Origin of the sequence: Bacteroides sp. RTP31139st1_H2_RTP31139_211217, from assembly GCF_040227615.1 — a bacterium.
Classification (GTDB): Bacteria; Bacteroidota; Bacteroidia; order Bacteroidales; family Bacteroidaceae; genus Bacteroides; species Bacteroides uniformis.
In genome coordinates this window covers 1-6,788 of record NZ_JBCNZM010000208.1, presented here as the reverse complement: position 1 = coordinate 6,788, position 6,788 = coordinate 1, and the positions used below count along the sequence as shown (strand labels likewise).

Sequence of the window (6,788 nt, the reverse complement as noted above, 5' to 3'; positions counted from 1 at the left end):
GGTTGCGTCTTGTGCCGTGAAGCGGTTGAATTCCGCCTTGGCAGCGGCAAGTGCCCGGTCGGTATCAGACTCGAGGTCGAAGAAGAAATTGGTACACCACAGGGTGATGCAGTCTATCAGGACGACCCGCCCCTCCAGCCGGTGGCGGCTGAGTTCTTTCTCCTCTTCGATGTTTGTCCATTCCGGTCCCCGGCGTTCCTGATGCTGGATTACCCTCTGGCTGAATTCTTCGTCCCAGATGCGTGCCGTGGCAAGATAAACGGGAGTGGGAGAGAGCTCGAGTGCCAGCTTTTCCGCATAGGTGCTTTTGCCGGAACGTGCTCCTCCGGTGATGAGTATGATTCGTTTCATTGGTATTTAGTCTGTATTTTGAAAGAATATATTTGTTTTCCCGAGCAAAAATAAGAAATATTTGACGAAACGTTTGTTTTTTTAGGAAGTAATTTATTAACTTTGCCACCGTTTTTAAGGCATGACCTTGGAAATGTTTATGCGGCAGTAGCTCAGTTGGTAGAGCATCAGCTTCCCAAGCTGAGGGTCACGAGTTCGAGTCTCGCTTGCCGCTCTTTATAAAAGGCTGAATACTTAGTTATTCAGTCTTTTTCTTTTTTAAGAACATTCATTCTCAGGTATTAATAATTCTTCTAAACTATTTTTTAAGCTGCACTTATATTGTTTTTCCCCTTTTTCTGTTTTTCTTATTGTTTGTTCGCATATGTAATATAGCCGAAATATACATTACATCGTGAATAGTAAATTTACAAAAATGCAACACTTTAAAAGTTAATAAATATAAAAGAAGTAATAATATATTCTTTATATGTTGCTTTTATTAAAAAATATCCATTTATTTGTCTGACAAATAATACTAATAGGACTAATAATAACACGATTTAATATATGGAAAACTTAAAAATTGATGGGCAGTCGATTACTTTGGTAGACCAAGTGGAAGACAAGTTATTGAATTATTTCAGAAGTCAGGACTTGAAAGTGGGTGATTCTATCCCTAACGAAATTGAGTTGTCGTCAGCGTTGGGGGTAGCTCGTAGTGTTCTTCGGGAAGCTCTTAGCCGTCTGAAAATGATGGGAATGATTGAAAGCCGTACACGTCGTGGAATGATATTAACTGAGCCTTTCATCTTAGGGGGAATGAAGAGAGTGGTTGATCCCCGTATTATGAGCCAGGAATCACTTCTCGATCTTTTGGGATTTAGGGTTGCCTTGGAGATAGGAATCAGTAGTGACATATTTCATAATATTAAAGAGCAGGATATTATGGAACTGGAAGAGATTGTTAATGCAGGCGTTGCATTGGGGAACAACGAATATGCCAATCTCAGCGAATATACTTTCCATTCAAAACTATACGAAATAACGGGGAATAAGACGATTGTACAGTTCCAAAGCATCATTCATCCGGTTATGAACTTTGTAAAAACCAATTTGAGGGAACGGGTGGAAGCTATAAATATAGAACTGGAGAAAAAGGGAAAGATTGTAACTCACACCGATTTATTGAACTTTATCAAGAATAAGGATGAAATGGGCTACAGAAATGCTATCGAGCAACACTTTTATGTCTATAAGAAGCTGATTTATGATAGGGCAGTGTTAGGAGAACAGAATAAGGGTCAATCACAATAAAAATATGACAAATGACACGGATTGTAAATAATTGTGTTGCATTGGTATGCCTTTGTTTGTTTTGGGGGCAAAGCCTAAGAGCTGCAGATGCTTCTCATTCTGAGCAGATAAAGTGGGGCAACGAGAGTGTTTTTAATGAGGAACACAACACTTTGGGACTCTTTTCCGGAGTACTTGGCGGACAAATTGTCTTGGCAGGCGGCACTTCCGACGATTATAGCCGATGGGGAAGAAATGCGGTATGCCTTTCTGAAAATGCCGGATTCGCTTTGTATGAAGATGTGTTGTCCAAGCCGTTGGCTTATGGCGCTTCCATAACACTCTCTGACGGTATCTTGTGTATTGGAGGGCGTGATTCTTCCCAATGCTACGAAGATGTATTTCTTGTCACAATGCAGCAGGGCAAACTGAATGTTTCGGAAGATTGGCCGCCACTTCCTTTTCCGTTGTCTAACGCGGCAGGAGCACTACTGGACAATAAGGTATATTTGTTTGGAGGCAGGAAGTCGGTAAGTCCGTCTAGGTTATCGGATTCTTTTTTTGTGCTGGACTTGTCGAACAAGTCCAGAGGATGGAAAGAACTACCGGGCTATCCGGGATGCGTCCGGGAAGATGCAATTCTCGTGGTACAGAACAACGGCGTTTCCCCTTGTCTGTATTTATTGGGTGGACAGACGGAAACGGAAGAAGGGTTGTCTTCTTGCTTGACTGATGGATATGTCTATAACCCCCAATTGGGTAAATGGAGTTCATTAGGTTCGGATTTTCCGAAAGGAATATGTGCTGCTGTCGCCAGCGGAGCCAACCATATACTTCTTTTTCAGAAAGAGCCGGAAGATACACAGCATCTTAAAAAAGAGAATGCTTTATGGAAATACCATACAATTACGCAGACTCTTGTCAAGTCTGAATGTATTCCAGGTACCTATGACACCATGCAAGTCTTGCAAAGAAACCGTTCCTTCGTTATACTCGGTAGCAATGCCAGTTCCGGAACGAATAGACTGTACAGCCTTCAAGGGGATATTGTTCCTTTGGAAAAGGGGTTGGGACTTGTCAATATCCTTGTGATTATCGGTTATTTTGCCGTATTGGCCGGAATTGGAATTTACTTTTCACGGCGCCAGAAAAGTACGAATGACTATTTCAAGGGTGGAGGACGTATTCCGTGGTGGGCTGCCGGGCTGAGTCTTTTCGGAACCGCGTTGAGTGCCATCACCTTCATGGCTATACCCTCCAAGGCATATGCCACTAACTGGAGTTATGTGTTGTTCAATACCGGTATTGTGTTTGTTGCCCCCGTCATTGTTTATGTCTTTATTCCTTTTTTCCGGAGATTGAATATAACGACTGCCTATGAATATCTGGAGATACGTTTCAATGTCTTTATCCGGGTTATTTGCAGTCTGGCCTTTATTATTTTCCAGGTAGGGCGTATGGGCGTTGTGCTTTTTCTGCCCTCCATTGCTTTGAATGTGGTGACTGGATTGGATATATTCCTATGTATCGGTATTATGGGAGTTTGTAGTATTCTATATACAATGATAGGGGGAATAGAGGCGGTTGTATGGACAGATGCCATTCAAGTAATTGTACTGTTGGGAGGAGCGATATTTGCAGTGATATACATCTCGTGTTCTCTTCCCGGTGGATTGGGTGAAACGATTGATATTGCCGTGGCAAACGGTAAGTTCGATTTGGGAGCGACGAACTTTGACTTGAAGGATGCTACGATGTGGACTGTCATTATTGCCGCATGTTTTACCCATCTTACCACCTATGGGACGGACCAAAGTATGGTGCAGCGCTATCTCACTACCTCTTCGATGAAAGAGGCACGGAAGAGTGTATGGACCAATGCGATACTGACTGTTCCCGCCACACTGATTTTCTTCTTTATAGGCACTGCGCTTTATGCCTATTACAAGGTGTATCCTGAGAATCTGAGTATCAGTATTCCTAACGGCGATGCTATTTTTCCGTGGTATATTTTTACCCAATTACCGGTCGGTATTGTAGGGTTGTTGATTTCGGGCATCTTCGCTGCGGCAATGTCCACTTTGAGCGGCAGTATGAATTCGGCAGCCACAGCTTATATAGTAGACATTTATTCACGTTTCTTTCATAAGGGAGAGGGTGGCAATGAATTGCATGCGGCACGTATGGCAACTTGTGTGATAGGAATCATTAGTCTATCTTTTGCTTTTCTTATGGCAACATGGAATATCGCTTCATTGTGGGACGAATTTAACAAGATACTCGGGCTCATATTGGGCAGTATGGGAGGACTGTTCATGTTGGGCATGCTTACCAAACGCGCCAATTCCGGAGGAGCAATCATTGGTATAGTCGCAAGTATCATCGTACAATTGTTTGTTGCCAGATTCCAGACGTTCCATTTGCTTTTGTACACGGCATCCGGCTTTATCTCATGTTTTGTCATAGGTTATCTGGCAAGCTTGTTCTTTAAGAAAAAATAGGTTTGAACCTATCATTAATTATAATATAATTTTATTTATGAACAAACGACTTTTAACAGGATTAATCGCTGCACCATTTACGCCAATGCACGAAGATGGTTCCTTAAATTTGCAGGTGATCGGGCCGTATGCAGAGTTTCTGATGCAAAAGAAATGTGTGACGGGAGTGTTTATTTGTGGCACGACGGGAGAATCCGTTTCTCTGACAACAGAAGAACGAAAGGCTGTTGCGGAAAAATGGATGGAGGCAGCCAAGGGAAAACTGAAAGTGATAGTGCATGTAGGTGGCATGTCGCAGGTTCAGTGTGCCGAGCTGGCAGCCCATGCGCAAGCTATTGGAGCTGATATGATAGCAGCCATGGCGCCCTGCTTTTTCAAGCCCGGTTCTGTAGATGAGCTGATAGGTTTTTTCAAGCCGATAGCTGCATCGGCTTCCCGCTTGCCGTTTTATTACTATAACATGCCGTCCATAACCGGGGTTTCCTTGCCGGTACACAAGTTCCTTATAGAGGGCAAGAAGCAAATTCCCAATCTGGTGGGAGTCAAGTTTACTCATAACAACCTGATGGAGATGCAGCAGTGCATTCATGCGGACGGTGGGGCGTTCGAAGTCTTGCACGGTTTTGATGAGATACTGATTACCGGATTGTCGGTTGGAGCTAAGGCTGCCGTAGGCAGTACCTACAACTATGTTCCGGGTATATACAAAGCTGTGATGGAAGCCATGGAAAAGGGAGACCTTGAAACAGCCCGTGAAATGCAATGGAAATCTGTTGAAATCATTGATGTGCTGATAAAGCATGGAGGAGGAGTCAGAGCTGGTAAGATATTCATGAAACTGGCAGGAATAGACTGTGGACCATGTCGATTGCCGATAGCTCCTTGTTCTGAAGAAGAGCTGGAGGAGACAAGAAACGAATTGAAAAATACGGAATTCTTCAAATACATTAATTAACTAAAAACGATTGCCTATGGAGATATTGCAACAATACATCCAATGAAAAAACTCATTGGCCAACTTAAGTTTGACCCCCGAAAAGGGAGGGGAAACGAGTATTGGCACTTCCCGTTTCCCCTTAAATAAATTACTGAAACAATTTATTATTAAAATCGTAACAAAGATGAGAAAAATATTTCATTTTCACCTCATAACTTTTCTACTATTTTGCCCATTTTTGCTTTGGGCACAAGAATTTAACCTATCAGGTGTAGTAGTGGACAATACTGGTGAAACTCTTCCAGGAGTTTCCATCGCTGTGAAGGGTACGACTCGAGGAGTTATTACGGATATGAATGGCGCTTTCCAGCTGAAAGTAAGCAAGGGGGAAACTCTTGTATTTTCCTATGTGGGCTATGATGAACAGCAAATCCTGATTACTAATCAAAAGATTCTTAACATCCGGATGGAACCGACCACCATGGGGCTGGATGAAGTGGTGGTTGTAGGTTATGGTACCCAATCCAAGCGTACCGTAACATCTGCCATCAGCAAGGTGGATGGAGAAACATTGAAGGCAACTCCTATCAATACTGTGGGAGAAGGGCTGAAGGGTAAAATTGCGGGTGTACGTGTGTACAATGAGAACAATACTCCGGGTGCAGAGGCTACGTTCTTGATTCGTGGTGGTTCATCTATCAGTCAGAGTAATTCTCCTCTTATATTAGTTGATGGCGTAGAGCGCAGTACAGCGGGTATCAATCCCAATGACATCGAATCTATCGAAGTCTTGAAGGATGCCGCTTCTTCTGCTATTTATGGTTCGCGTGCATCGAATGGAGTTGTCCTGATTACGACAAGAAAAGGAAAAAGCGGTGCTCCTCGAGTGACGTTTGAGGCTTCCTTTGCAAACGAGAATGTGGAGCGGATGATTGAGTATCTGGATGCTACCCAAGCTGTTACTATCATGCGCGATCGTTGGGCTTCCGGACCCAGTCCGGAAAAGTTATACCTTGACGGATATGCTTATAGTTCCGGCAATACGGATGCTTCCAAGTTTTCTACCCGTTACCTGAGGGATGGAGAGAGCATTCCGGCAGGATGGAAGTCTGTGGCTGATCCGTTGGATCCCAGTAAGACTTTGATTTTTGAAGATAATGATTGGGCCAGTACTTGTTTCAAGAATGCTCTTTGGCAAAATTATTATGTGGGGATAGAAGGAGGTACGGAGAAATTGAGCTATGTGGGCAGTATTGGCTATATGAAAGATTCCGGTGTAGGTGTAGGCACGGCATTCGACCGTTTCAATGCCCGTACTAATGTAACTGCCAAAATCAGAGAGAACCTGACTTTCAGTAGCAACATAGATTACAGCCAGACGAATAGCGAAGAGTATGCCAGTCAGTATCAGGTGATTTCCCGTGGACTGATGACCCCGGCTGTTCAACGTAAATATTGGGTGTCTGACAATGAATGGTACGGAACCCCGACGCCAGGTCCAAACTCTTCGTCTCCGAATCCGAGCTTCTACTCGTATTTTAATGATAACAATCAGCGTACCAACCGTTTGGGGTTAGTCGGCTCTCTTGATTGGGAAGTTTTGAAAGGATGGCATGCTGTGGGCACCGCTTCTTTGTTTACGCAAAACAGCCATGGAGATACATTCATGCGTGCCAACCCGATGAATGGAACGCGGAAGGCGACTACCAACATGACGGATGAGC

General features: G+C 43.6%; 5 protein-coding genes and 1 tRNA gene. 5 read left to right on the top strand and 1 reads right to left on the bottom strand.

Going from position 1 to position 6,788, the window contains the following annotated elements:
* On the bottom strand, positions 1 to 351 hold a 351-nt coding region (locus ABUA47_RS21850), incomplete at its 3' end, for a bifunctional adenosylcobinamide kinase/adenosylcobinamide-phosphate guanylyltransferase (RefSeq protein ID WP_349832043.1).
* A 141-nt stretch (positions 352 to 492) separates the two neighbouring features.
* Between ABUA47_RS21850 and ABUA47_RS21845 the strand changes: the two genes are divergently transcribed.
* The 5 genes from ABUA47_RS21845 to ABUA47_RS21825 all read left to right on the top strand — a co-directional run.
* Positions 493 to 565, top strand: a tRNA-Gly gene (locus tag ABUA47_RS21845).
* Positions 566 to 900: 335 nt separating this feature from the next.
* Positions 901 to 1,647: a FadR/GntR family transcriptional regulator gene (locus ABUA47_RS21840; RefSeq protein WP_005829254.1), complete on the top strand. Its 747-nt coding sequence runs from the start codon at positions 901 to 903 to the stop codon at positions 1,645 to 1,647.
* 11 nt (positions 1,648 to 1,658) lie between these two features.
* The gene (locus ABUA47_RS21835) at positions 1,659 to 4,127 is read left to right on the top strand and encodes a sodium:solute symporter family transporter (protein ID WP_035448441.1); all 2,469 of its coding nucleotides are present in this window, start codon (positions 1,659 to 1,661) and stop codon (positions 4,125 to 4,127) included.
* Positions 4,128 to 4,164: 37 nt separating this feature from the next.
* Entirely contained in the window at positions 4,165 to 5,082 is a 918-nt protein-coding gene (locus ABUA47_RS21830; protein WP_005829247.1) for a dihydrodipicolinate synthase family protein, read from the top strand.
* Between the two features lie 166 nt (positions 5,083 to 5,248).
* The coding region (locus tag ABUA47_RS21825) for a SusC/RagA family TonB-linked outer membrane protein (protein ID WP_349832041.1) at positions 5,249 to 6,788 on the top strand (1,540 nt) is incomplete at its 3' end.

Excerpts from the sequence above, each read along its gene's own strand:
- ABUA47_RS21840 (WP_005829254.1), top strand. The coding sequence starts at position 901 with ATGGAAAACTTAAAAATTGATGGGCAGTCGATTACTTTGGTAGACCAA.
- ABUA47_RS21835 (WP_035448441.1), top strand. The coding sequence starts at position 1,659 with ATGACACGGATTGTAAATAATTGTGTTGCATTGGTATGCCTTTGTTTG.
- ABUA47_RS21830 (WP_005829247.1), top strand. The coding sequence starts at position 4,165 with ATGAACAAACGACTTTTAACAGGATTAATCGCTGCACCATTTACGCCA.